At 35.9% G+C, this 25,366-nt stretch carries 29 protein-coding genes and 3 other annotated features; of the genes, 13 read left to right on the forward strand and 16 right to left on the reverse strand.

All coding sequences use genetic code 11. The features are described 5' to 3' along the window. Positions 1-624: 624 nt before the first annotated feature. The gene (locus tag ACEWK1_RS21655) at positions 625-801 is read right to left on the reverse strand and encodes a hypothetical protein (RefSeq protein ID WP_162987325.1); all 177 of its coding nucleotides are present in this window, start codon (positions 799-801) and stop codon (positions 625-627) included. 191 nt (positions 802-992) lie between these two features. On the opposite strand from ACEWK1_RS21655, the gene ACEWK1_RS21660 reads away from it, so the two are divergent. Both ACEWK1_RS21660 and ACEWK1_RS21665 read left to right on the forward strand, forming a co-directional pair. Continuing rightward, positions 993-1,766, forward strand: a complete 774-nt coding sequence (locus tag ACEWK1_RS21660) for a class I SAM-dependent methyltransferase (RefSeq protein WP_212134910.1) — start codon at positions 993-995, stop codon at positions 1,764-1,766. Between the two features lie 19 nt (positions 1,767-1,785). Then, positions 1,786-2,436, forward strand: coding sequence for a hypothetical protein (locus tag ACEWK1_RS21665; protein WP_416636645.1), 651 nt, complete (start codon positions 1,786-1,788; stop codon positions 2,434-2,436). 58 nt (positions 2,437-2,494) lie between these two features. Here the strand turns inward: ACEWK1_RS21665 and hprK are convergent, their stop codons facing one another. Continuing rightward, the gene (gene hprK / locus ACEWK1_RS21670; RefSeq protein ID WP_121661759.1) at positions 2,495-3,415 is read right to left on the reverse strand and encodes an HPr(Ser) kinase/phosphatase; all 921 of its coding nucleotides are present in this window, start codon (positions 3,413-3,415) and stop codon (positions 2,495-2,497) included. Positions 3,416-3,595: 180 nt separating this feature from the next. Between hprK and ACEWK1_RS21675 the strand changes: the two genes are divergently transcribed. Together ACEWK1_RS21675 and dfr are read left to right on the forward strand one after the other, a co-directional pair. Further along, a complete protein-coding gene (locus ACEWK1_RS21675; RefSeq protein ID WP_212134908.1) occupies positions 3,596-3,994 on the forward strand; it encodes an NUDIX domain-containing protein in 399 nt (132 codons plus the stop codon). An 11-nt stretch (positions 3,995-4,005) separates the two neighbouring features. Next, on the forward strand, positions 4,006-4,491 hold the full coding sequence (dfr, locus tag ACEWK1_RS21680; RefSeq protein WP_212134906.1) for a DfrD/DfrG/DfrK family trimethoprim-resistant dihydrofolate reductase: 486 nt from the start codon (positions 4,006-4,008) through the stop codon (positions 4,489-4,491). A gap of 164 nt (positions 4,492-4,655) precedes the next feature. On the opposite strand, the gene ACEWK1_RS21685 is transcribed toward dfr, so the two are convergent. Then, positions 4,656-5,417 (reverse strand): YibE/F family protein, encoded by a 762-nt coding sequence (locus tag ACEWK1_RS21685; protein ID WP_212134904.1) that lies wholly within the window; start codon positions 5,415-5,417, stop codon positions 4,656-4,658. Then, positions 5,414-6,541 carry a YibE/F family protein gene (locus tag ACEWK1_RS21690; protein WP_212134902.1) on the reverse strand — a complete coding sequence of 376 codons (1,128 nt, stop codon included), beginning with the start codon at positions 6,539-6,541 and terminating at the stop codon, positions 5,414-5,416. Before ACEWK1_RS21690 ends, ACEWK1_RS21685 begins: the two co-directional genes overlap by 4 nt. Before the next feature lie 188 nt (positions 6,542-6,729). Beyond that, positions 6,730-6,950: a binding site (T-box leader), on the forward strand. Positions 6,951-6,985: 35 nt separating this feature from the next. After that, positions 6,986-7,206 (forward strand) — a binding site (T-box leader). A 40-nt stretch (positions 7,207-7,246) separates the two neighbouring features. Then, positions 7,247-7,471: a binding site (T-box leader), on the forward strand. A 47-nt stretch (positions 7,472-7,518) separates the two neighbouring features. Between ACEWK1_RS21690 and thrS the strand changes: the two genes are divergently transcribed. The 4 genes from thrS to ACEWK1_RS21710 all read left to right on the forward strand — a co-directional run bounded on the left by thrS (position 7,519) and on the right by ACEWK1_RS21710 (position 11,586). Next, entirely contained in the window at positions 7,519-9,435 is a 1,917-nt protein-coding gene (gene thrS / locus ACEWK1_RS21695; protein WP_212134900.1) for a threonine--tRNA ligase, read from the forward strand. Between the two features lie 240 nt (positions 9,436-9,675). After that, entirely contained in the window at positions 9,676-10,209 is a 534-nt protein-coding gene (locus ACEWK1_RS21700; protein WP_212134898.1) for a DinB family protein, read from the forward strand. 135 nt (positions 10,210-10,344) lie between these two features. Beyond that, the gene (locus tag ACEWK1_RS21705; RefSeq protein ID WP_285849167.1) at positions 10,345-10,470 is read left to right on the forward strand and encodes a hypothetical protein; all 126 of its coding nucleotides are present in this window, start codon (positions 10,345-10,347) and stop codon (positions 10,468-10,470) included. A gap of 162 nt (positions 10,471-10,632) precedes the next feature. Then, positions 10,633-11,586 carry a ribose-phosphate diphosphokinase gene (locus tag ACEWK1_RS21710; RefSeq protein ID WP_212134896.1) on the forward strand — a complete coding sequence of 318 codons (954 nt, stop codon included), beginning with the start codon at positions 10,633-10,635 and terminating at the stop codon, positions 11,584-11,586. A gap of 143 nt (positions 11,587-11,729) precedes the next feature. On the opposite strand, the gene ACEWK1_RS21715 is transcribed toward ACEWK1_RS21710, so the two are convergent. Then, a complete protein-coding gene (locus ACEWK1_RS21715; protein WP_212134894.1) occupies positions 11,730-11,855 on the reverse strand; it encodes an anti-repressor SinI family protein in 126 nt (41 codons plus the stop codon). A gap of 66 nt (positions 11,856-11,921) precedes the next feature. After that, a complete protein-coding gene (locus tag ACEWK1_RS21720) occupies positions 11,922-12,512 on the reverse strand; it encodes a TetR/AcrR family transcriptional regulator (protein ID WP_121661750.1) in 591 nt (196 codons plus the stop codon). Positions 12,513-12,764: 252 nt separating this feature from the next. Between ACEWK1_RS21720 and ACEWK1_RS21725 the strand changes: the two genes are divergently transcribed. From ACEWK1_RS21725 to ACEWK1_RS21735, 3 genes are all read left to right on the forward strand, one after another. After that, positions 12,765-13,124, forward strand: coding sequence for a VOC family protein (locus ACEWK1_RS21725; RefSeq protein WP_121661749.1), 360 nt, complete (start codon positions 12,765-12,767; stop codon positions 13,122-13,124). Positions 13,125-13,149: 25 nt separating this feature from the next. Further along, positions 13,150-13,539 carry a VOC family protein gene (locus ACEWK1_RS21730; protein WP_121661748.1) on the forward strand — a complete coding sequence of 130 codons (390 nt, stop codon included), beginning with the start codon at positions 13,150-13,152 and terminating at the stop codon, positions 13,537-13,539. Positions 13,540-14,271: 732 nt separating this feature from the next. Continuing rightward, the gene (locus ACEWK1_RS21735) at positions 14,272-14,442 is read left to right on the forward strand and encodes a hypothetical protein (protein ID WP_162987323.1); all 171 of its coding nucleotides are present in this window, start codon (positions 14,272-14,274) and stop codon (positions 14,440-14,442) included. 3 nt (positions 14,443-14,445) lie between these two features. Here the strand turns inward: ACEWK1_RS21735 and xerS are convergent, their stop codons facing one another. After that, positions 14,446-15,528, reverse strand: a complete 1,083-nt coding sequence (gene xerS, locus ACEWK1_RS21740; RefSeq protein WP_121661747.1) for a tyrosine recombinase XerS — start codon at positions 15,526-15,528, stop codon at positions 14,446-14,448. 200 nt (positions 15,529-15,728) lie between these two features. Here xerS and ACEWK1_RS21745 point away from each other — a divergent pair, with 200 nt between their 5' ends. Further along, positions 15,729-15,944: a hypothetical protein gene (locus tag ACEWK1_RS21745; protein WP_212134892.1), complete on the forward strand. Its 216-nt coding sequence runs from the start codon at positions 15,729-15,731 to the stop codon at positions 15,942-15,944. A 106-nt stretch (positions 15,945-16,050) separates the two neighbouring features. Here ACEWK1_RS21745 and fdhA read toward each other — a convergent pair whose 3' ends face one another. After that, on the reverse strand, positions 16,051-17,265 hold the full coding sequence (gene fdhA, locus ACEWK1_RS21750) for a formaldehyde dehydrogenase, glutathione-independent (RefSeq protein WP_121661745.1): 1,215 nt from the start codon (positions 17,263-17,265) through the stop codon (positions 16,051-16,053). A gap of 245 nt (positions 17,266-17,510) precedes the next feature. Here fdhA and ACEWK1_RS21755 point away from each other — a divergent pair, with 245 nt between their 5' ends. Beyond that, the gene (locus ACEWK1_RS21755) at positions 17,511-19,274 is read left to right on the forward strand and encodes a sigma-54-dependent Fis family transcriptional regulator (RefSeq protein ID WP_212134890.1); all 1,764 of its coding nucleotides are present in this window, start codon (positions 17,511-17,513) and stop codon (positions 19,272-19,274) included. 113 nt (positions 19,275-19,387) lie between these two features. Here the strand turns inward: ACEWK1_RS21755 and glpK are convergent, their stop codons facing one another. The 8 genes from glpK to ACEWK1_RS21795 all read right to left on the reverse strand — a co-directional run. Continuing rightward, complete coding sequence (gene glpK / locus ACEWK1_RS21760) at positions 19,388-20,878, reverse strand: glycerol kinase GlpK (RefSeq protein ID WP_212134888.1); 1,491 nt, start codon at positions 20,876-20,878, stop codon at positions 19,388-19,390. A gap of 39 nt (positions 20,879-20,917) precedes the next feature. After that, on the reverse strand, positions 20,918-21,745 hold the full coding sequence (locus tag ACEWK1_RS21765; protein ID WP_212134886.1) for an MIP/aquaporin family protein: 828 nt from the start codon (positions 21,743-21,745) through the stop codon (positions 20,918-20,920). A gap of 204 nt (positions 21,746-21,949) precedes the next feature. Further along, positions 21,950-22,516: a glycerol-3-phosphate responsive antiterminator gene (locus tag ACEWK1_RS21770; RefSeq protein ID WP_121661741.1), complete on the reverse strand. Its 567-nt coding sequence runs from the start codon at positions 22,514-22,516 to the stop codon at positions 21,950-21,952. 74 nt (positions 22,517-22,590) lie between these two features. Next, positions 22,591-22,851, reverse strand: coding sequence for an HPr family phosphocarrier protein (locus tag ACEWK1_RS21775; RefSeq protein WP_121661740.1), 261 nt, complete (start codon positions 22,849-22,851; stop codon positions 22,591-22,593). Positions 22,852-22,877: 26 nt separating this feature from the next. Next, positions 22,878-23,273, reverse strand: a complete 396-nt coding sequence (dhaM, locus tag ACEWK1_RS21780; RefSeq protein WP_416636646.1) for a dihydroxyacetone kinase phosphoryl donor subunit DhaM — start codon at positions 23,271-23,273, stop codon at positions 22,878-22,880. Continuing rightward, positions 23,266-23,898 carry a dihydroxyacetone kinase subunit DhaL gene (dhaL, locus tag ACEWK1_RS21785; protein WP_212134882.1) on the reverse strand — a complete coding sequence of 211 codons (633 nt, stop codon included), beginning with the start codon at positions 23,896-23,898 and terminating at the stop codon, positions 23,266-23,268. The genes dhaM and dhaL overlap by 8 nt, the downstream gene beginning before the upstream one ends. 36 nt (positions 23,899-23,934) lie before the next feature. Continuing rightward, positions 23,935-24,930 carry a dihydroxyacetone kinase subunit DhaK gene (dhaK, locus tag ACEWK1_RS21790; protein ID WP_212134880.1) on the reverse strand — a complete coding sequence of 332 codons (996 nt, stop codon included), beginning with the start codon at positions 24,928-24,930 and terminating at the stop codon, positions 23,935-23,937. Positions 24,931-25,046: 116 nt separating this feature from the next. Continuing rightward, a partial coding sequence (locus tag ACEWK1_RS21795) for a TyrR/PhhR family helix-turn-helix DNA-binding protein (RefSeq protein WP_416636647.1) occupies positions 25,047-25,366 on the reverse strand: 320 nt, incomplete at its 5' end.

Consider the following 25,366-nt stretch of genomic DNA (forward strand, 5'->3'; position numbering starts at 1 on the left):
TTATCGGGACACAAGTTGGCTCTTACAGCTGATTTCTGTCTCGATACACGCTTTATCGGGACACATCTTTGCTCTTACTGCTGATTTATGTCTCGATACACGCTTTATTGGGACACATCTTTGCTCTTACAATAGATTTATGTCTCGATACACGCTTTATCGGGACACAAGTTGGCTCTTACAGCTGATTTCTGTCTCGATACACGCTTTATCGGGACACATCTTTGCTCTTATAGCTGATTTATGTCTCGATTCTGGCCTAATCGGGACACATCTTTGCTCTTACTGCTGATTTATGTCTCGATACACGCTTAATCGAGACACATCTTTGCTCTTACACCAGAATTCTGTCTCGATACTCGCTTTATCAGGACACAACTTAGCCCTTGCAACTGATTTCTGTCTCAATACCCGCTCAATCGGGACACAAATTAACTCTCCCACCAACATTCTGTCTCAATACCCGCTCAATCGGGACACAAATTAACTCTCCCACCAACAAACTGTCTCGATACAGAGCATATCGAGACATGTAACGTTCCCACCAGCCAACTAAGAGGATATAGGTGCCTGTTCCTTCGCCAAGAAACCCACAAGAAAGGCACCCTTAAAATAACCGCTTCCTTATTGTTTAAATTGATCAGAATTTTCTCGTGCGAAGGCACCGCCTTCTTTGATTGTTTGATCAAGAGCTTGTTTTGCTAAGATCTCCATGCTAATTTCCTCGTTATAGTTTTGTGCCTGAGATTTGTCTGCTGCATATCCTGCAGACAATGAGCCTTTATTTGGATTGTTTGTCATTTTTATCACTCCTTTTGTTGTTAGTATGTTCTATTGTGAGGAAAATACAGCCTATTTTAGCTTCATTCTTTCCCGATCTATAAGTTACCCTTATTGCATTTCATAAAACAATCAACATTTTCTTATCTACCTTTTTTATTATAATAAAAGTAGAGATATAAACTTACTGACAAATGAATGGGGGAGACGGAATGGATATTAAAAAAGATGTTCAAAAGCAATTTGGGCGTAGTGCTGATGAGTATGTAAAAAGTAGTGGTCATCGCAAGGGAGCAGATTTACAAAAATTAGTGGAAATAGCTCGTGTGACAGGGGTTGAACATGTCCTTGATGTCGCAACTGGAGGAGGACATACAGCAAACGCTTTTGCGCCTCTTGTCCACAAAGTAACAGCTGTGGATTTAACACCTGAAATGCTAACGGCTGCTGAAACGTTTATCAAGGGAAATGGTTATTCAAATGTTGTCTTTGTTGAAGGTGATGCAGAAAAGCTTCCTTTTCAAGATCATTCATTCGATCTGGTTACTTGCCGTATTGCTCCACACCACTTCCCAAACGTCCAACAGTTTGTTAGTGAAGTTCACCGGGTTTTAAAAGCTAACGGTAAGTTCCTTCTTGATGACAATGTTGCACCTGAAGGGAATGAATTTGATCACTTTTATAATAAGATTGAAAAAATAAGAGATTATAGTCATTTTCGCGCGTGGAAGAAAACAGAGTGGATAAACATGTTAGAACAAGAAGGTTTTGAAATACAAGAATTATACCGATTTGAGAAAAAATTTGAATTTGACAGTTGGTGTGATCGAATGAAAATGTCACAGGACGATAAAGAAGCACTAAATGAATATATTGTTAATTGTAAACAAGAGGTGAAAAATAAATTTCGTATAACCATTCAACATAATAAAGTTGAATCATTTCTCGGAGAAGCCCTATTGTTAAAAGCAACAAAAAATTCATAGAATCAAAGGGAGAATCGTTGTGAAAAAAATTGGCTGTATACACGCGCATTATTCAAATATAAATTATCTTGAAAAAGTATTTTCACCTTCTGATCTAGAGTTTCTTCATTTTGTTGACCCCGGATTAATGCACTGTATACAAGCTGGTCATTCCTTATCAAGAGCAGATGCTCAAGCTAAGGTGAGGGAGCAAATTGAATGGGTTGCGAACTGTCAGGTTGATGCGATTTTAATAACATGTACAAACTACATAGCTCTTCTTGAGGAAGCGGTATTAACAACAGCTGTTCCAGTTATTAAGATTGATGAACCATTTTTTGAATCTCTTTGTCAGATGAAAGAACCACAAACGATTGTTTTCTCAAATCCAGCAACTGTTGAAGGAACAATGTCAAGACTTTATCAATATGCTACAGCTCATCAAAAATCAATTGATATAGAAGTTGCAGTGATTGAAAACTCATTTAACTTGATTATGAATGGTTTAAAAGAAGAATATCATCAAAAAATAGTTGAGGGTTTAGAGCAACTAAGTGAAAACAATAGAGTACTATCTGTTGCTCAATTATCCATGGTTGAGGCCGCAGAGCAGGTTGAGAATAAGACCTCGACAAAGATTATGAATCCTTTGGAGACATTAAAAACATCGATTCACAATCTAAATCTATAAAAGTAAAAGGTAGGCACAAACTACTTTTACTAGTTTGTGCCTACCTTTTTTATACAATTCAATTAAATTCTGATTCTAAACGTTTCATAAATTCTTCAGCTGCACTGTACCCTTGTTGCTTTAAGAGCCAATTGTTTGCAGCAGCCTCAATTAATCCTGCTACATCCCGACCTGGCTGAAGCTGGATTTCAACGTGTGGAACTTTAACACCCATATAATCAGTAAAAGTCTGTTCATGCTCTAATTCATTATTAAGTGAATTTTTTTCCCATTTTTTCAATTCAATATCAAGTGCGATTCGAGTTTCATCTTGAAATGCCTTTCTACCGTATAAGCGAACAACATTTAAGAGCCCGATGCTACGTAATGAGAGAAATTCCTTTGTCTTTTCATCATGAGTTCCTAGAATGGTTCGGGGACTAAGCTTTTTTAAGACAACAATATCATCAGCTACAAGTCGATGACCTTTACCGATCAACGTGTGTGCTGTTTCACTTTTCCCAACACCTGATTTACCACGGATTAAAATGCCCATTCCATATACATTCACGCATACGCCGTGTACGGCAATTTCCTCGGCAAGTGCTTTTACCATGTATGAATCAAGCTTCATCATAAATTCTGAAGTCGTTTCTGGCTCGTTTGTGCATAACAAGGGGATGTTTTCTTCAATGCAATATTGAGTCAAATATGTTAAGCCTTCTGGTCGAGCTGTTACAATAAAACAGGGTGGATGGTATTTAACAATATTACCAATTCGCATTTGACGTTCCTCTATGCTTAGCTTATGCAAATAGTTAATCTCTTTTCTTCCAAGAATTTGAACACGTTCAGTTGGAAAAAAGTCAAAATGACCAACAAACTCCAAGCCTGGGCGGTGTGATCTTGGTTGGGAAATAGGTTGCTGTAAGTTGTGAACTCCAGTTAAGACTTTTAATGAAAATTGTTTGACTAAATTTTCAACTGTTAATGTTTTCAATTCTATTTCACTCTCCGTAACCTTATCTGTACTAATTCTCGTAACGTTTGATATGTTTATCCTACTTTATATTTCTTGAATTTTCTAGTGAATTTCATGTTAAATAAAATAAATGCCAAAAATATCAAATTTATCTTTATACCTGATAGAATTAAGAAAGAAAATCTAGAGGTGTAAACAATGAATAGAAAAAGACCATGTGCAGCTATTATAAAGGATGATCACATTTTAATGGTTAAAGAGGTTTATCCGGATAAAACGTTTTGGACATTACCTCGAGGTGGAGTAGAAGAAGGGGAAACGTTTGAGGAAGCGGCCATTCGTGAGGTAAAAGAAGAAGTGAATTTGGATGTAGAAATAGAGAGATGTTTATTTGTCGGCACCTATAGTCACGGAGAGGAAAGATGTTACTTAGTTCGTACAGTAAATGATCGTATACCTTCTCTTGGTTTTGATCCCGAAGCTGGTAAGAAACAAACACTCTCAGAGGTTAAATGGCACTCACTAGAGGATATGAAGGATGACTTACAAGTTTCCAAAGTTATAAAGACATTAAATGTGACATTCGAAATAAAATAGGAGGGTTAACTATGAAGGTTTCTTTAATCGTCGCGATGGATCAGAATAGAGTGATCGGCTATAAAAATGACATTCCTTGGAGAATTCCACGAGACTGGGAATATGTGAAAAATGTAACAAAAGGGCATTCGATTATATTAGGCAGAAAAAACTTTGAGTCAATCGGTAGAGCTTTACCTCATAGAAGAAATATTATTTTAACTAGAGACAAAGACTTTTCTTTTGAAGGCTGTGAGATTGTTCATTCCAAAGAAGAAGTTTTTGAATTATGTAAACAAGAAAAGGAACTATTTATTTTTGGGGGAGAACAGATTTATAAACTGTTTTTACCTTATGTGGAGAAAATGTATATCACTAAAATCCATCATTCCTTTGAAGGTGATACATTTTTTCCGGAAGTAAATGAAAAGGAATGGAAGGAAGTATCTGTTGAAAAAGGGATAAAGGATGACCAAAACCCGTATACTTATTATTATCATGTGTATGAGAGAATATAGAAAATGCCCATCCAAAAGGAAGGGCATTTTTTATAACAGAGATATAAAATCTCGAAAGGTAACACTAATGTCTTAACCTTATTATAGTCTAAAACATTTTGTCGAACAATGTCGAAAATATGGTAATTGTTTAGCTGGTTGTCTTATAGTTTTGATTATTTCGCCTATTGATCCCTTGATTTAATATAAAAATAAGCAGTAATCCATGATGTGATTGGAATAATCAAGGCAATTCCAATTCCTGCACAAAAAATGGTAATCATCTCTGCGCTAAATACTTTTGAATTAACAATTTCCCCGAAAGAATAATTTAAATCTTTAAACCATATAAGTAACCCTAAATATCCTCCAAAAAAAGCAAAAAATAATGTGTTTGTGTTTGTTCCTAGAATGTCTCTCCCGATGCTAAGTCCAAATTTATACAATGAGCTTCTACTTATGTTTGGATTATGAAGTAAAATTTCACGCATAGGAGACGAAATCGAAATCGCAACATCAGTTATAGCACCAATAGTACTCATGATGATCATGGATGCACCGATTTTCACAAAGTCTACTCCAATATACATAGAAAAGATACTAAGCTCCTCGATTTCTTCTTCACCAAAGCCTTGTGTCATAGTATGTTCTGTCACGATGATAATAAAAAACAGAAGAATAGCTAAAGTAATGATTGTTGAAAGAAAAGCTGTTTTCGTTTTCTTGTTAACTTCATTGATAAAAAAGAGGGTAATGCAACTAATGATTGTACTAGCGATTAATGTTAATAATATAGGATCTGCATTTGGATCTGTCATAAAAAGAGTAGCTAAAAAGAGCACACTAAAATTTAAAAATAAAGCTATAAAAGAACGGGCCCCTTTCTTTCCACCTATAAGAATCATTAATAAAAATAATATAGCGGCTAAACAAACTAATACATTCATGATCTTATCCTCTTCTTTCGGTTAATGAACAATATAGAAGTATAGAGACCGATCGGAATCGTTAAAACAATACCAATTCCACCAGCTAGAGCTCGAGCTAATTCCAAAGAAAGATTAATAGATAAGGTATACGACAATGGTGATGAGTTTTTAAAAAATAAAATTAACATAGGAATCGCACCGCTGACATAGGCGAAAAACAAAATATTTGTCATTGTCCCCATAATATCTTTTCCGATATCCATTCCTGACTTTTTTAATGCTTTTATCGAGATATGATTATTTTCTTCATACAAGCCATATACAGAAGAAGACATGGTAATGGCAACATCCATAACCGCTCCTAATGATCCAATTAATACTCCTGCTATAAAAACGGTTTGAGGAGGTCGAGTTAAAAATTGCATTTCTTCATAACGAAGACCTTCTTCAGCTGTTAGCCACATGACAATAATCGCAATCAAAAGAGAAATAAACGTTCCAAGTATGGTTGAAATAATAGCTGCATATGTTTTACCGTTAAAGCCATTCACGAGTAGTAAAGAAATGATTGTAAACAGAATCGCACTTATGCCGCAAACTACTAGCAAACTAATTCCTGATGTATGCATATACACATCCAATGCATACGATAACAAAACGGCGTTGACCGCCAAACTAATGATCGAAAAAAGCCCTTGTTTTTTCCCGACAATAAGCAGAGTAAAGATGAAAACCCAGGCTATGATCACAACATATTTATCACGCTTTACATCTTTTATCGTTCCGGTTAAAGTTGCGCTTTCCTCTGTATCAATCGAAACAAACAATTCATCCCCAGCTTCGTATTGTGAATCAAACGCTCCTGATAATGAATACTCATTTGTTAAGGAAATTCCTTCTCCTTTATGTTCTCCGTTTTTAATCACTGCTTCTATATCCTGAGTAAAAAGCTTATCCACATTTTCGTGAAGATCGACTGTCTCTGTTGCTTCGACTAAACGGGTTTCCGTAATTTTAGCAATAGGTCGATCATAAAAAGAGTAGTTATTGTGGACAAAAAATACTGACACAATAAAGAAAAATAGTAAAAGAGTATAAAAGCTGATTTGTCTAGAAGACAAGCTATTAAATAGATCTTTCAAAAGAAAACCTCCGCTATAAACTTGTAATATGTAGTTGTCAAGCAATGGACCTAGAATAACAGGATTGTTTTTTGACCGTCAAGATCTATTCTAGACCTAATTTTAACTAGCAAAAAATTAAAAATAAGTTATTGCATTTCTTTCCATTTTATTGTAGTATCATAATCAATCTAATACGAATTTTACTTTTGAACGCAATGATAAGGACATGAGTTACTTTAAACGGTTTCCAGAGAGGGAAGATATGCTGAGAGCTTCCTAACGCAGTAAAGTAGTTTACCACCTTTGAGCTGTATTGGGGAAAATAGTATCCAATGCCGTATATGCTACGTTACAGCACCAAAGCCATAAGTTTATTGCTTGTGGGAAATTGGGTGGAACCACGGGTTATAACACACTCGTCCCTTATCTAGGGATGGGTGTGTTTTTTATTTTTCACAAATATACAATGCTATGAAAAGGACATGAATGATATTTACAGTTTTCAGAGAGGGGAGATATGCTGCGACTCCCTAACTTAGGAAGATCATTTACCACCTTTGAGCTATATCAGGGAACATAAGTATCTGATATCGTCTAGGCTACGTTACAGCTCCAAAGCCATAAGTGTTTTTTGCTTATGGGAAATTGGGTGGAACCACGAGCTAAACGCACTCGTCCCTTATTAGTAGGGATGAGTGCGTTTTTTTATTTTTTAAGAATTAGAAAAAAGCAGTGACGAGGACATGAATGATTTTTACGGTTTCCAGAGAGGGAAGGAAATGCTGTGACCTTCCTAACTTAGGAAAATCATTTACCACCTCTGAGCTATATCAGGGAAAAGTAGTATCTGATATCGTCTAGGCTACGTTACAGCTCCAAAGCCATAAGTTTAACTGCTTATGGGAAATTGGGTGGAACCACGGGTTATTAAGCACACTCGTCCCTTATCTAGGGATGAGTGTGCTTTTTATTATAGTAAAGGAGTGTTTTGTCAAATGAAAGTAGTAAAAATTGAATTACCAGATGGGAACATAAAAGAATATCAAAAAGGGATCTCAGTTAGTATGCTGGCTGAATCAATTAGCCCTAGTTTGAAAAAGAATTCGGTAGCAGGGAAAGTGAATGGTCATTTGGTTGATCTCAGCTACAAGCTTGAACAAGATGCAAAGGTTTCTATTGTAACTCTTGATTCTGAAGAAGGTTTGCAAATTCTAAGGCACTCAACAGCCCATGTATTAGCTCAAGCGGTGAAAAGAATATATGGAGCTGTGAAATTAGGGATTGGTCCAGTGATTGAAGATGGTTTTTATTATGATATGAATCTGGAGGAGCTTAGCTTAACATCAAATGATTTAGAAAAGATTGAAAAAGAGATGGAAAACATCATCAAAGAAAACCTAGAGATTAAACGAATCGAAGTTTCTTATGATGAAGCGGAAAAGCTTTTTTCAGAAAAAGGTGAGAGCTACAAATTAGAGATTTTAAAAGATATTCCGAAAAATGAAAAGCTGTCACTGTATCAACAAGGTGAATTCATTGATCTTTGTCGAGGCCCACATCTTCCATCAACTGGTTTTATAAAAGCATTTCATTTAACTCGTGTATCCGGTGCTTACTGGAGAGGAGATTGCGAAAATGATGTGCTTCAGCGAGTTTATGGTGTGGCATTTAAAAAGAAAAATGACTTAAAAGATTATCTCTATTACTTAGAAGAAGCAGCAAAACGAGATCATCGAAAGCTAGGAAAACAACTAGAGCTGTTTATGTTCTCAGAGGAAGCTCCTGGAATGCCGTTTTATTTACGAAATGGCCAGATCATTCGAAATGAACTAGAAAGGTTTTCGCGAGAACTTCAGAATGAAGCCTACTATGACGAGGTTCGTACTCCTTTTATGATGAATCAACAACTATGGGAAAAATCAGGTCACTGGGATCATTATCATGAAAATATGTATTTTTCGGAGGTTGATTCAACTAAATTTGCCTTAAAACCAATGAATTGCCCTGGTCATATGCTTATTTTCAAAAATAATCTTTACTCATATCGAGATTTACCGATTCGAATGGCTGAATTCGGTCAAGTTCATCGCCATGAGTTCAGCGGTGCATTAAATGGACTTCTTCGGGTTCGTACATTTTGTCAAGATGATGCTCATCTTTTTGTTCGTGATGATCAGATTCAGGATGAGATAAAGCAGGTGTTTCAATTAATTGATAGGGTTTATCGTACTTTTGGATTTGAGTATTCTGTTGAGCTCTCCACTAGACCAGAAGATTCTTTAGGAGATGATAAGCTATGGGAGGTTTCCGAGGCAGCTTTAAAAAATGTTCTTCAAGATTTGGAGGTCGATTATCATCTTAACGAGGGTGATGGCGCATTTTACGGACCTAAAATTGATTTTCATATTAAGGATGCTTTAAAAAGAAGTCATCAATGTGCAACAATTCAACTAGATTTTCAAATGCCGGAAAAGTTTGATCTTTCTTATATTAATCAAAACAACGAAAAAGTGCGTCCTGTTGTGATTCATCGCGCTATATTCGGATCAATCGATCGCTTCTTAGGGATATTAATTGAGCATTTTGCAGGTGCATTCCCTGTATGGCTCTCACCAATACAAGTAGAAATCATTCCTGTCTCACATGTACACATGGAATATTGCTTACAAATTCAATCGGAGCTGAAGAAAGCGGGGGTCCGAGTAAAAATTGATTCTAGCAATGAAAAACTTGGGTACAAAATCAGGGAAGCTCAGATGAAGAAAACTCCATATATGCTTGTCTTAGGAGATCAAGAAATGGCAAATGGAACAGTGAATGTCCGAAAATATGGAGATCATCAGTCGGAAGGTATATCTATTAACGATTTTAAAGAGGAAATTGTAAGGAAAATTAGTGGGCGTTGCTTATAAGGTGCACAGGCACAACATTTCGTTGTGCCTTGTCATATATATTGGGAGTTATTACATATATATTCGCCAATTTTGTGATTTTATTTGAAGATTTGATAAATATATTTGCTAGTTTTGTCCTTTTATTTGATGTTTTCAACAATATATTAGTTTTTCGACAAAACTTCCAAAAGAAGGAATCCGCTATTTTTCATCGAATATGAACTAAATACAGATGAAAGGATGAAAGGATGAGTTGATATGATCAAAAAACCAACTGTAGATGAATATAACACGTACTTTGCAAAATACGTTGACTTAGTGCCTGAAGATGACATTTTCGCAACAATACAACAGCAAAATAACGAAACAATCAACTTACTTAAGAACCTTTCCGAAGCACAAGGGATCTATAAATACGCGCCTAACAAATGGAGTATAAAGGAAGTGATTGGACATCTCTCAGATACTGAACGTATTTTAAGTTTTGCTCTTCTTTGTATCGCGAGAGGGGAAGCTATGTCTCTTCATATCTATGATAAAGATGCCTACATTAAAAACGCTGACTTTAATAGACAATCTGTAAAAGAGTTACTAGAGGATTTTGCTGCTGTTCGTCAAAGCACTTTACAATTTATCAAAACACTAACCTTAGAGGATTTAGAAAGAAAAGGTACCGCACTAGGTTCTGAGGTAACAGCACGAGCACTTGTTTTTATTTTAGCAGGACATGAGCTACATCATTTTAAGATTATAAAAGAAGCTTATATTGCAGCGGAAGATTTTCCATCATAATAGATACAGGATAATTTTTTAAGAAAACACATTTTTCAAAAAGAATGTGTCTTTTTTTACTTTCTTTAAAATAGGAATATCTCATGCATTGTTACAAATACCAAGCTAAGGTAAAGTGGGGTATTATTAGTCCAGATGTCTATAGGAACACCTGATTCAATTACAGGAGAAGAGTGGTTGTATAAATACTCAACGATCAAGTTTAATGGGGGTAAAGTAGCGGAATGGAATGAAGTTAGCCACGTTCTAAAAATAGAGTAATTGGCTCACTTCAATAGGACATGATGAAAAGCAAAGATTTTCTAATTAAATTCTCTGCTTTTTTTAATAAATAATTATTAATGTTAGGTAAATTTAGTGTAAAATAGTAAATTGGAAACTAACTTAAAATTAAGAATGGCTATTGGAGGTTTACTCATTAACATGTCTAATCACTATGAAGATCCTAATTTGAAAATCTTTTCACTAAACTCTGATCCTTCTCTATCAAAAAGAATTAGTGATATCCTTGGAGTCGAATTAGGAAAGTGTTCTGTTACTCGCTTTAGTGACGGAGAAATCCAGATAAATATTGAAGAAAGTATCCGTGGTTGTGATGTTTATATCATTCAATCAATCAGTGATCCAGTTAACGAACATTTAATGGAGCTGCTTATTATGGTAGATGCCCTTAAGCGTGCTTCAGCAAATACAATCAACTTAGTTATTCCATACTATGGATATGCAAGACAAGATCGTAAAGCAAGAGCAAGGGAACCAATTACAGCTAAGCTTGTTGCAAACCTACTTCAAACAGCAGGTTCAACACGTGTGATTGCTCTAGACTTACATGCACCACAAATTCAAGGGTTCTTTGACATTCCGATTGACCACCTTTTAGGAGTTCCAATTCTTTCTCAGTATTTCCAAGATAAGAATTTAGAGGATCTTGTGATCGTTTCACCAGATCATGGTGGTGTAACACGTGCTCGTAAATTGGCCGATCGTCTAAAAGCTCCTATTGCCATTATTGATAAAAGACGTCCAAGACCTAATGTTGTAGAAGTGATGAATATTGTTGGAAACATCGAAGGAAAAACTGCGATTCTTATCGACGATATTATTGACACAGCTGGGACCATTACGTTAGCTGCAAACGCCCTAACAGAAAATGGCGCAAAAGAAGTGTATGCATGTTGTACACATCCAGTTTTATCAGGACCGGCAATTGAACGTATTCAAAATTCAAACATCAAAGAACTCATTATAACAGATTCAATCACACTTCCTGAATCCAAAAGAATAGACAAAATCGTTGAACTCTCTGTTGCTCCACTAATCGGTGAAGCGATTAAACGAATTCACGAGAAACAATCAGTAGACGAGTTAGTGCAGTAGACTTTGTTGGGGGGTGCCTGTCACTCCCCGAATTTTCTTGTTTCACAAAAAAGTTACACAATAAAAAAACGATGCAGAATTTGTACATCGCGTTAGTTACAATAGGTATGGTAATTTAAAGATAAGTTACATATGCTAGCTTATTACTGCTTTGAAATTAAAAACTCACGAATCTCTTCTGTACTAAGGCCCATTTCTCTAGCTTTGGAAATGAGTTCAACCCACTCTTGATCTAACTCTTCCATTTTCGTTTCTTCATAAACCTTCATTATGATCAACTCCAATTAATTATGATCAGAAAGGTAAGTACAGAACCTTTCAAATAGCAATGAATTTTACACCTTAAGTCCATTTAAATATAGATGAACAATTTCTTTAGCAAGCTGAACAGGTTCTTTCTGATCAGTAAATAAATAGGTAAGAGTAAGACGTTCAATAGATCCTACCAAACTTTCACTTACTGTTTTCATATCAATATCCTCTCGAAAATAACCATCTCTTTGTTCGGATAATAGATTTTCTGTTATTTGTTCAACGAGTTGCTTTTTTATTCGTTCTGCCTCTGATGAATAATAAAACCCAATTTTTGTTAAGTGTGGATTATCATAAAAAAATTGCAAGATAGCAGACAAACCGATTGCAATTCTATCAGGCAATAAAGCGGGGTCTAAACCTGTTTCAAGCCTGCTTTCCTTTGTTAGTTCTGAAAGCTTATGACGAAAAGTTTGAATTAACTCTGAAAAAATAGCCTCCTTACTATCAAAATATAAATAAAAGGTAGGTTGAGTGACTCCTGCTTTTTTCACAATCGTACTCACTTTTGTATCATAGTAGCCATATGTAGCAAATTCCTCTGCAGCTATTAAAACCAAGTTTGCTCTGCTTTCCGCACCATTTGATCCTTCCTTACGACCTTTTTTACCCATGATGTAAAAGACCTCTAATTCTATTTAAAATTATATTACTCATTAGTATTATCCAATGGAACGATTTACCTAGTCAAGAAATTTTTGGAGATTAAGTTATTTTATATTGTAATAAAAAGGAAAAAAAGAAAATAAAGAGAATATAATACAGGAACTTGGTGAGATGCATGTAATTATGATAGGAGGGGGTGCTCAGAACTTTTCAAGCAAGCACTGAAGTACTCTTTTCAACTATATAGGGGAGTGATTTTTTTGAGTATTATCTTAAATAAAGTTGGGGCCATTTTCATACCAGTAAGTGATATAAAAAAAGCTCGAGAGTGGTATTGCTCACTATTAAACTTAGAGCCTACATATGAGATTTTATTAGATCACCTTTGCTGCATACCAATGGACAATAATGGATTAAACATTGTCCTAGATAGTAAGATTTATACGAAGGATTCTTATGCAAGAACACCTATGTTTCATTTTAATACAGATGATATTCATCAAGCCTATCAGTTTATGCAAGAAAAGGGAGTGGAAATTGTGACAAACATTGAGCATGGACATTCTTTTAATATTAAAGATCCTGATGGGAATATGCTGATGATTTGTAAAATTTCATAAAAGTGGCTGAGAGGAATGAGGGGAAATGGTTGTTAACTATTTAGGAGCCGTATTTATAAGAGTAAGTAATTTAGATCAATCAATTACATTCTATTCAGATGTATTAGGCTTAAAACTGCGAGATGTTGAACAGTGGGAGAATGGAAGGGGAGCAAATTACCTGATCAGTGAACATTCTCCCTTGTTAACGTTAATTGAAACGACTGAGACGATTACTCCTCATAAGCATCCAACCTTTAATTTGAACTGTGATCATATTGAAGATCTCTATTCAAAATTAAAAGAAAAAGAAATCAAGGTAGGGGAATTGAATCATTGGTCCTCTGGTACAAATGTACATATCGATTTCGATGTTTATGATCCAGATGGTCATGCCATCAATCTTATAGAATGGCATGTCATTGAAAATGAATAGTTCTCAAGACTTGTAAAAGGGAGGGGAGATGTAGTGAAGATCGGTATGATTCGTCATGGCACAATAGATTGGAATAAAGAAGTGGAAATAAGGCTGGAGGTACTTTAATTTAGACATTGAAGAGCATAATAGTGTAATCCTTAGGGGCAATGCATTTTTGATGAAATAGTAAAAAAAACACCGAAATGTGCTTTTATTAAAAAGATGTTGAAGGAACTTGTACCAGATCTAAATACGAAACAATCCGTACAAAATACATCATTAACTTCTCTAAAAATGTTAGAAAATACGTGGAAATGTGATTTGTATCATTGTATAGAACACTTAAAACTAACTGATGCTTACTCAAATTAATTAGTTAATCAATTTTTTCTGTCTCACTTACTTAAGTAATCTTAGGTTTTGAGACAAAATTTTTCATTTTATTTAACTTCTCATAATACATATTATGTAAACTAGAATAAAAACAGATAATTAATTTTAACGGCTAGCACCTTCTTTTATCATATAGTCTTTTCTTGTCATCCTTTTTGATTTAACCAAAACCTTATGCTACCATTATCACTTATCAGATTATCTTCACTCAACTAGATATTTTTGTATATAAATTCATACATTTCGACCTATTTTCAAGAAAAAATGATGAAATCTTTACTTCTACGTTGAAAAATTGAAATATCCTTTCCTTTTTATGAGATAATACTAATAGCATCCAAAGAAAGTTGGGAAACAATGAAAAATAATAACAAATTTAAGATCGACGAAAAAGTATTTCTTAAAGCTAAAAAGGAAGTTGTTACAATCACTAACTGTAGTTATGTTGCTAACATGAAAAGATACTCTTATACATTAAAAGAGTATCCGAATACGTTTTATTTTGAAGAAGAAATGGAATCTCTATAAAGCTTACTGTTCTTTCGGCATATCCATACGATCTACAGCACTTTTTAAATCATCATTTCTTATATGTGTGTAGATCATTGTTGTTTGAATAGAGGAATGGCCTAATTGTCTTCTAAGTTTAGGTACATCATTAATCTCAGAATGATACCTCGTAGCAAATGAATGTCTTAACTTATGAACCGATAGGGACGGCTTTCCAAACGCTGCAGCATATTTTTCAATAAGCTTTTCTATTGAACGTGCTGTCAGGCGTCTGGATTTGCCTTTTGGTCCCATTGCTGCTGCTACAAATAAAGCCTTATTGCTTTTTTCCACAAGATATCGAGCTTCTCTTATTTTTAGATACTCCTGAAGATCATCCATCGCAATTTTACTGAAGTAGACATATTGTTCTTTATTTCCTTTACGAATAACACGTGCGGAAAACTTAGTAAAATCAATGTCTTCTAAATCAAGATTTACGACCTCTGAAAGACGTAAGCCTGAACCTAATATAAGTGATACAATCGCAGTATCACGCTCTTGGTTTAATCGATAAAAGTTAAAAAGCTTCTTGTTTTCTTTACAAACCTCACCATAGTCATGAGCAATAAAACGACGAAACTTTTCATACTCATCACCAATGAGGATTTTGCCCTCCATTTTGTTTGCAATCGTTTCCATACTATCCTTAAGCTCATTAAATTCAATTTTTGCCATCACATTACGCTGGATATAAGGTTTTAAGTCACGCGTTTCAGCAATGTTTTGTAAATAATTAAAAAGGGACTTTAATGCTGATAATTTTCGGTTTACCGTAATTTCTTTGTTATGTAGTTCGTATTGCAAAGCATATAAAAAGCCTTCAACTTGTTGTACTGTTAATGTTTCCAGTAAATCCAAAGGAATTTCCTTAAGATTACCGTTATAAAGTTGCTCTGAGATGATCCAATTGAAGAAAATTTTATAATCATGACAGTAATTCAGTAATGATGCTGCTGAAAGCTTTCTCCGTTTATGATCAATATATTCTTCAACATACCACGGTAATTCTTTTAGCAATAGTTGAAGCTTACGATAATGTTGTTGCTGTGATTCTGTAGCCATAAAATTCACCTCAAGACCCAAAGTTCTATAATAGTAGTTTAAATTATATCCATTATTACGTCAAATTTATATTTTACGTAATAATGTAATTTGTATAAATATGGTCTAATTAAAAGTTTTTTTAAATATGTATCTATACTACACACATTAGTTCCTTCCTTCTTCTATTTTATTTCGAAATTCGAAAGGAGAAATTATTTATGCCAGTTGTACAGTTTGTAGAAAATAATACCGTTGTGTTAACTCAGCTCTTAGAAAAACCTCCATCTGAAAACGAAAATATAAAAATTAAAGGCCGTAAAGGTAAAGTTTCTACTATTAAAATTACTGACGATAACGTTGTGTATGTTTATGTCATTTTTGATAAAGTAGTCAAAAATAACCCAGCAAATGATCCTAAGAAGAAAAAACGATAAAACACGGTAAATACTCTTACATGATTCATTAAAAAAGGCGGAAACAACCTTTGTTGTTCTCCGCCTTTTTCATAAAGGTTTCTATCCCCTTATCATTAAGTATTAATTAGTTTTTCACAAGTCCGTGTGGATCAATGACATATTTTCTTGCAGCACCTTTGTCAAATTCCTGATAACCTCTTGGAGCTTCATCAAGTGAAATAACAGTGGCATTAACGGCTTTTGCAATTTGTGCTCTACCACTTAATATTGCTGTCATTAATTCCCTATGATATTGCATGACTGGTGTTTGACCTGTAACAAACGTGTGTGCTTTCGCCCATCCTAATCCAAGTCGTACCTTTAATGTTCCAATTTTTGCATCCTCATCAATTCCGCCTGGGTCACCTGTTACATATAATCCCGGAATACCAAGTCTCCCTCCTGCACGTGTAACTGTCATAATTGAGTTTAATACAGTTGCAGGTGCTTCACCAGCATTTGCTCCATGAGCTGATGCTTCAAAGCCAACACAATCCACCGCACAATCTACTTCTGGTGTACCTAAGATTTGCTCGATTTGTTCTCCTAAGTCTGGATGTTCACGTAGGTTTACTGTTTCACATCCGAAGCTTCTTGCTTGAGCAAGTCTCTCACCATTTAAATCTCCAACAATAACAACTGCTGCACCTAGTAATTGTGCAGAATGTGCTGCTGCAAGACCAACTGGACCAGCACCAGCGATATAAACAGTTGAGCCAGGTTTAACGCCTGCACTTACTGCCCCGTGATAGCCTGTTGGAAAGATATCTGATAGCATGGTTAAATCTTTAATTTTTTCCATAGCTTGGTCTTTATCTGGGAACTTTAAAAGTTGGAAATCAGCGTATGGTACCATTACATATTCGGATTGACCTCCGACCCATCCCCCCATATCAACATATCCATATGCTGAGCCTGGACGATCAGGGTTTACATTTTCACATATATGAGTGTCGCGTTCCTTACAGCTACGACAACGACCACAAGCGATGTTAAATGGAACGGATACAAGGTCTCCTTTTTTAATAAATTCAACATCGCTTCCTACTTCAATGACTTCCCCAGTGATTTCATGTCCAAGAATTAACCCCGAAGGTGCAGTTGTTCTTCCCCTCACCATATGCTGATCACTACCACAAATGTTTGTTGTAACAACCTTTAAAATAACGCCATGGTTACACTTTCGACCAACATTCAATGGATTTACACCAGGGCCATCTCTTAATACTAAGTCAGGATATCCTATGTCCTGGACCTCTACTTTTCCAGGTCCCATATATGCTACCGCTCTGTTTTTCATCTTTCACTCATCCCCTTTTTTCTTTCATTTCTTACAATTATCTATAAGCAATTTCTGTGCCAACCCGAAAGGCTAGTATTTATTTCTTTAAAAATGACATGTTTGAAAGCGTGTTCAAAAAGTGCACAAATTGTGTCCTAATTTAAGACAATCTAAAACTAAGATTTTCCTGATTATTGAAAAAATAGTATAATAGAATCAAAGAATAAATTGCCTTAACGTGTAGAGGAGGTAATAATCATAAAATGTTTACAGAGATTTTTTATGAACAGAATGATGTGATTAATCAATCTTGGAAACGTTGTCAAGAGATTGGTCTTTCTCAAACAGATCCTATTGAAAACTCAATTTTAACCGGTAAGGCCCTGCGTCAACTTATAAAAGAAAATGAGTTATTGATTAAACATGCAACTACTGTTATTAACTCACTTCCCTCTAGCTATTGTTCAAAATTAGTTGTGGTCATTGTTGACCGAAACGGGACCATCATTCATAAAGTGGGACAGCTGGATGCTTCAGGATCCACAGACTATTTATCAATAGGATCAAATTGGTCCGAAGAAAACAAAGGAACAAATGCTATGGGGCTCGCTATCTCTGCAAAAGTACCCATTATTACCCATGCTGATCATCACTTCTATGTAAAAAATCAATTTCTCACATGTGCAGCAAGCCCTATTTACTCACCAGACGGAGAACTAATTGGAGCCGTTAATATTAGTGCTAGAAAGGAATTATTCCACCCGTTTATCATATCCTTAACAAATATCATGGCAACTTCCATTCAGAATGGGTTACTTTTTGATCAAGCTTCACATGAAAAAGTGATAACAATAAAAGAGCTTGAAGCGATCACTAGCTTTTCAACAGTCCCTCTTCTCTCTCTTGATGATGATAAAAGAATTATCCGAGCAAATCAGTCAGCACGACAGCTTCTAGGCGAAGATTGTATTGGTAAGGAGTTTCACCATACATCAGGGTATAAGACAAAAGTAATCTCAGATTCATTCCAAAAGCAATCAAGACTTGTTATGGCTTTTCATAAAGCCCCTAAGCAAACAACTAAGGATAAAAAATTATACACAATAACAGATATTATAGGGTCATGCCCTAAAATGAATGAAGTGAGAAAAAAGGTAAAAAAAGCGGCGTTAACAGATTTTCCTATTATCATTTATGGTGAAAGCGGGACAGGAAAAGAACTTATTGCACAATCCTTACATACCTCAGGGCTTCGAGAGGATCAGCCATTTATTGCTGTTAATTGCAGCGCAATCCCCGAAACTCTAATCGAGAGTGAATTATTTGGATATGAAAAAGGAGCCTTTACTGGAGCAAATCGTGAAGGTGTTGTTGGTAAATTTGAGGCGGCAAATGATGGGACAATTTTTCTAGATGAAATTGGTGATATGCCACTAAAGGCACAAGCAGTTTTGTTAAGAGTTCTTCAAGAAAAGGCGGTAACACGTGTAGGCGGTGTAAAACCAATCCCGATTAATACGAGAGTTATCGCTGCCACACATAAAAATCTTCGGAAAGAAATTGAAGCTGGTCGGTTTAGAGAAGACTTATATTATAGGCTTAAAGGAATCGTTATGACAATCCCTCCTTTAAGGGAACGTTCAGACCTTATTGAGCTTTCAAATTACTTAATAAAAAAGTTAGATTCTCCTTCTCTTCATCTTTCAAGTGAAGCAAAAGAAAAGCTGCTTTCTTATCATTGGCCGGGGAATGTTAGAGAGCTTAATAGTATTCTTATGCAAGCTTCCTTTTTAGTTGAGGGGAATGAAATCCTTGCAAAGGACCTGGATTTTGAAACGGAGTATGAACGAACTGAATCGTATTCTGAAGATGAAGCAACCCTGACCTCTTTAGTTCATTCAGAAAAAGAAGTCATCAAAAGAACGTTAGATTATGTGAGCTGGAACATTAGTCGTGCTGCTTCTATTTTAAAAATAAGTCGAAATACACTTTATCTTAAAATTAAAAAATATCATTTACAGCAATAAAAAGACTAAAACATCACTATCTTAAAAGGTAGTGATGTTTTACTTTCCAAAAAAGAAAAACCATACTAACGTCACAAAGTTTCTGACGTAGTATGGTTTTCTTTTTATCCTTATTATTTATATGCCATTGTTGCATTCACAGCTTTTTTCCAGCCGTTGTATAAGCTATCTCTTTCTTCATTTATCATATTAGCTTCATAGGTACGGTTGATGTTCCATTGCTTTGAAATTTCTTCGCGGTCTTTCCAATAACCTACAGCAAGCCCAGCTAAATAGGCAGCACCTAATGCAGTGGTTTCCTCAATAACAGGTCTCTCCACTGAAACACCAAGAATATCACTTTGAAATTGCATTAAGAAATTATTTTTAACAGCACCACCATCAACTCGAAGTCCTTTTAAAGAGATTCCCGAATCTGCTTCCATCGCAGTAAGAACATCCTTTGTTTGATACGCTAACGATTCTAATGTTGCCCGAACAAAATGCTCCTTTTGTGTTCCACGTGTTAACCCAAACACCGCTCCTCTGACGTCACTATCCCAATAAGGCGTTCCTAGACCTACGAATGCAGGAACAACATACACACCGTCTGTTGAGTCTACCTTTTCAGCATATCCTTCACTATCGGATGCATCCTTGAACATTCTAAGACCATCCCGTAACCATTGAATCGCTGAGCCTGCAACGAATATACTTCCTTCTAAAGCGTATTCGACCTTTCCATCCAATCCCCATGCAATGGTCGTTAAAAGACCATGTTCAGATTTGACAGCAGTTTCTCCAGTATTCATAAGCATAAAGCAACCTGTGCCATATGTGTTTTTAGCCATGCCCTCTTGATAGCATGCCTGCCCAAATAACGCAGCTTGTTGATCTCCGGCCACCCCTGCGATTGGAACATTTTGACCAAAGAAGTGATAATCAACCGTATGTCCGTATATTTCCGAAGAAGGACGTACTTCAGGAAGCATTGACCTTGGAACAGTTAAGATATCTAATAATTCATCGTCCCATTTTAATTCATGAATATTATACATTAGCGTTCTTGACGCATTTGTGTAGTCAGTTACAAATGCTGCTCCACCAGTTAGCTTCCAGATGAGCCATGTATCAATTGTACCGAACATTAGATCTCCCTTTTCTGCCTTTTCTCTTGCCCCGTCTACATGATCTAGTATCCATTTTACTTTCGTGCCTGAAAAGTAAGCATCGATTAAAAGACCGGTTTTTTCTCTGAATAAGTCATTATATCCTTGTGATTTTAATTCCTCACAAATTCCTGCAGTTTGTCGTGATTGCCAAACTATTGCATTGTATATAGGAAGTCCTGTTGTTTTATCCCATACAACTGCAGTTTCACGTTGATTTGTAATCCCTATTCCCGCAATCTGTTCCGGCTTCACATTCGTTTCAGATAAAAGTTGAGCAATAACGGATAAAATAGATCCCCATATCTCATTAGCGTCATGCTCAACCCAGCCTGGCTTTGGAAAGTGCTGAGTGAATTCCTTTTGTGATATATGAATGATTTCTCCTTGTTTGTTAAAAAGTATAGCTCGTGAGCTTGTTGTACCTTGGTCAAGTGATAAGATATATTTTTCCATTAGAATTTCTCTCCCTTTTTAAATGATCTTTATTTTATATTAAACAGATGCTTTTGTATGAGAAGAAACAGTCGCATCGTGTCCTTTGCTTTTTGCGAATGCTGTGAGAGCAATAATGACCACTAGAACAGTACATACCCAAAATGCAGCACTGCCTTCACCTAAGAAAACTTGCTTATAAAAAAGTCCCCCATAAATCCCCCCGATTATTGGTCCAACAACTGGGATCCAAGCATAGCTCCAGTTTGAACTTCCCTTGCCTGCAATCGGTAACAAGAAGTGGGCAATTCTAGGTCCCAAATCACGAGCTGGGTTGATTGCATAGCCTGTTGTGCCACCAAGTGAAAGACCGATTGCTAAAATTAAGAAACCAACAATTAACGGATTAAGACCTTCAGTAAATGAATTAGAGCCAATTGTAAGTAAACCAAGTACTAAAACAAATGTTCCGATTATTTCACTCAAGAGATTAGCTGGAGTAGACTTAATCGCTGGGTCTGTTGAAAATACGGCCAACTTAGCACCCTTGTCTTCTGTTGCTTTCCAATGTGGGAGATAGTGAAAAAAGACAATAACTCCACCAATAAATGCACCAATCATCTGGGCGAAAATGTAAGAAGGTACATCACTCCAAGGAAAATCTCCAATCGATGCTAAGCCTAATGTAACCGCTGGATTAAGATGTGCTCCACTTATCTGACCAACAGCATAAACACCAAATGTTACCGCCATAGCCCAACCAAATGTAATCACTATCCATCCGGAGTTCTCTGCTTTTGAATTTTTTAGTACAACTCCTCCAACTACTCCTCCCCCGAAAATAATTAAAATCATCGTACCAACGAGTTCCCCTAAAAAAGCTGTCATGATATTTCCCCCTTATTCCGTAAGTAGTTTACCTTTTGTGATAGAGCTACTTGGTAAAAGAACATAGAAAAATCCACAGCAAACACCCTTAAAAATAAAGGGATTGCTGTGGATCTCCAATTCTCCGTCACAAGATATAAACTTAATTATAAGTTAATCGATATTGAAAGCGCTGTCAATAACTATTTGTATGATTCTTCATTTTCATCCATGTATTGGTGTGTAGTGTTTCCATAACTCCTTGTTTGAAGTAGTAACAGCTTTTACACCTGCATGGATCGCGCTTTCTACATCTTGTGTTGTTCGGATAAATCCTCCAGCAAAAATAGGTATTTTCACTTTTAAATGAACTTCCTGTATAATTTCAGGGATAATCCCAGGTAATAGTTCGATATAATCTGGCTTTGTTTTTTCAATTAAAGCACAGCCTTTACTCAGTGCACTACTATCTAACAAAAATAAACGTTGAATAGCAAGTAAACCTTTTTCTTTAGCTTTTGAAATCACATTTGCTCTTGTTGAGATAATCCCTTCTGGTTGAATTTGATGACATAGGTAGTCAAGACCATAATCGTCCGCTTTTAGGCCATGTATTAAGTCAGCATGCAAGAGTACTTTTTTCTTATGTTGTTTAGCCTTTGTTGTGATGTTCTTCAAATTTCCAATGTGTAGATCAAGCAAGACAATATATTCATAGGGACTATCTAATAATTTCTCAAAATCCTTCATGTTTCGTAAGGCAGGCAAAATGATTTGATTGTCTAATGTCATATCCAACATCCTTATTTTTATTTTCAAAGAAAAATGTTTGTCAGATATTTCTTATCAACATAACAGCTACAATTCTAGCGTGTTTCATCAGTTAAAAATGCTTCAAGAGCAAGTAATGCTTCCTCTTCATCATCGCCATCTATCATCACACGAATTGATTGATTTTTTTGGATAGAGACTCCCATAAGATTCAAAATGCTCTTGGCATTTACCTTCTTTGTCTCTATGTTGAAATAAACAGTGCTTTTAAAAGTATTCATTAATTTTATTAATTCTGCCGAGGGCCTTGCATGAAGACCGTTTTCAATTTTAATTTTTATTTCTTTTTCAATCATATCTTGCGCTCACTCCTGACCCTTTCTTATCGTGTGATTTTTTGCAGTTGTTTTGCCCCCTCTGCTGCCTCAATCACCTCCTGAAGAGAGCCTCCAATACCGGCCTCTACAACCGCTGCAAATCCTCCTTCAACAAGCGGTGCGTCAGCTAGTCGAATCTTAGATTGATTTTTATCTAGCAACTCTAATGCTAGTTCTGCGTTTATTAAAGCACTTCCTAAATCAAAGAGAATCACAATTCCTTCTTCAGTATAGATAGACTCTATTGCTTCCTTAATATCAAACGCACCTGTTCCAATTCCTCCATCTGTTCCTCCGGAGATAGCAATCGAAACGTCTGGCTGAACCTGCTGCAGCAATTCTCTTAATCCAGTAACAAGGTGATAACTATGTGAGATTAATAATAATCCTACTTTACTCATCAAAATCTTCTCCTTCTAATACGTTCGCTAATGCTTCAAATAGATAGCAGGAGGATGCCGCACCTGGATCAATATGTCCAATAGATCTTTTACCAAGATAAGCAGCACGACCTTTTTTCGCTTCTAAGTTTTTGGTTGCTTCCTTCGTTTTTTCTGCGAGTTGAGCTAGATCATTTGGGTGTAAGCTATCTCCTTGTTCCATCATAAATGTAACAACAGGCTCCCACACGTCAATCATTGTTTTATCTCCTATTTGAGCACGTCCTCTGAGTTTCAGCCCTTCCAAGGAAGCATTAAATGCTTGGGCTAATTCAGATATAGTAATAGACTCCTTATCTTGAAAAATAGTAGAGGCTTTTATAAAAGCTGTTCCATAAAGAGGACCAGAAGCACCACCAACTTTCGAGATAATTGTCATCCCAATCTCTTTAAATAAAGTAGAGAGGTCCGGGTATTCCTTATTTTCAATTTTATTCATAACCTCTTGAAAACCTCTTGCCATATTTAACCCATGATCACCGTCACCAATCGCTAAATCTAAATCAGTTAAATCGTGTTTATGATCTTGTATTTTTGAATTTAAAATCATCATCCAGTGCTTTGCTTTTGGTACATCGAATTCCATGTTATTACGTCCTTTCTCAGTTATTTATTACCTTTCTTAGCGCTTAAAAGCCAATGTATTTGCATGAGAATCAAGTAACTCCATTAGTTCTTGATCGAGTTTAAGAACAGATATGGAACAACCAGCCATTTCTAATGCTGTCATAAACTCACCAACAAAAGTGTCATAAATCTCCACATGTTGTTCACCTAAGATACTCGCGACCTTTTTGTTCAGAATATAAAGCTCCATCAAAGGTGTTGCGCCAAGACCATTAATGAGAACAGCTACTTTATCATTTTGTTTTATGTTTAAATCATCCAGAACTTTTGTTAAGAGAGTTTCAGCAATAGTATTTGCTGTTTGAATAGAGGTTTTTTCAATACCTGGTTCACCATGGATTCCCATCCCAATTTCAATTTCATTTTCTCCAAGAGAGAAGCCTGGCTTACCAACAGCCGGGATGGTGCAGGGCGTTAAGGCCATACCCATTGATCGAACGTTATGAATCACTTTATTTGCAATAGCCTCTACCTCTTCTAGCGTTGCCCCTCTCTCTGCGGCAGCACCTGCGATCTTATGAACAAGAACAGTACCAGCAATACCACGTCTCCCTGTTGTATATGTACTGTTTTCAACAGCTACATCATCATTCACTACTACTTTGGCAACATTTATTCCCTCTGCCTCTGCTAATTCAGCAGCCATTTCAAAGTTCATTACATCACCTGTATAGTTTTTAATAATCAATAACACTCCAGAACCGCTATCAACAGCTTTAATCGCTTCAAAAACTTGATCAGGTGTTGGAGAGGTGAATACTTCTCCAGAAACCGCACCATCAAGCATTCCAACTCCTACGTAACCAGCATGTGAAGGCTCATGTCCACTTCCACCTCCGCTTACTAAACCTACTTTTCCTTTAACAGGAGCATCTGCTCTGACAAGGACTGTTGTATCTGGTAATAACTTAAGTTTATTAGGATGTGCAGCAACCATTCCCTCCAGCATTTCTTGAACAACTGTATTGGCATCATTAATTAATTTCTTCACGTGTATTCCTCCTTTATTGATTCTCAGTTAACCTAATTGCAAGTTCCATGCCAACAAATAAAACGCTTACAAATAAGCGTTTTAAAATGTTTATAGGGGGGAATTGGTAAAAAGTATCAAGTATTTTGATATTTTTTACCAAGTAAGTGCTCTAAACCATATTTCCTTATTTTTTTTGCTGCTGTTTTATGTGTGATTCCTAATGCATGAGAAAGCTGATTATAGCTAGGGTAATATTGACATGCATGAGTGAATATTTGCCTTTCATATTCCTCGAGCGTAAGAATGTTACTTGCTGGTAAAAGGTCTAGTTTTTGAGAAGCAGAAGATCCCTCTTCTTTATAAATATAATGGGGCAAATCTCTAATTTTCAAGAAATCATCCTCTGTAAGATTAAAAAGCCTTTCAATGATGTTTTCGAGTTCGCGAATGTTTC

It is taken from the genome of Metabacillus sp. YM-086 (genome assembly GCF_048059995.1).
Lineage (GTDB): Bacteria > Bacillota > Bacilli > Bacillales > Bacillaceae > Metabacillus > Metabacillus litoralis_B.